Consider the following 375-nt stretch of genomic DNA (forward strand, 5'->3'; position numbering starts at 1 on the left):
CCACTGTGCAGTTCTCAAACAACACACCCGAAGTGACCTCGTACCCGGACCAACTCGGCGTCACCGCCGGCGGTATCAAGGAAGATCTCTCCAGATCGTTTGTTCTTGCCTTGAAAAAACACTCGCGTGTTCTTTCAGGACCCAATAGTGTGTCGGTATATCACCACGGAGAAAGACTTTGCTTTCACCTAGTGCGATGAGGTTGTCAGCGTTCCACCCATGAGCACCGCAGTTCTACATACGAGAACATGAACGGCTCTGGCACCCTCGAAGTTCGACTACTCGAACCGAGCGATGCAGATGCTCCTTAGAAAGGAGGTGATCCAGCCGCACCTTCCGGTACGGCTACCTTGTTACGACTTCGTCCCAATCGCC

1 protein-coding gene and 1 rRNA gene are annotated in these 375 nt (G+C 53.3%); one reads left to right on the top strand and one right to left on the bottom strand.

Annotated elements, in window-relative coordinates:
- The coding region (locus ACSVDM_RS30825; RefSeq protein WP_439269174.1) for a hypothetical protein at window positions 1–200 on the top strand (200 nt) is incomplete at its 5' end.
- A 111-nt stretch (window positions 201–311) separates the two neighbouring features.
- Here the strand turns inward: ACSVDM_RS30825 and ACSVDM_RS30830 are convergent.
- Window positions 312–375 (bottom strand): 16S ribosomal RNA (locus ACSVDM_RS30830); the annotation flags it as partial.

The organism is Nocardia sp. JW2, assembly GCF_051843015.1.
GTDB classification, from domain to species: domain Bacteria; phylum Actinomycetota; class Actinomycetes; order Mycobacteriales; family Mycobacteriaceae; genus Nocardia; species Nocardia coubleae.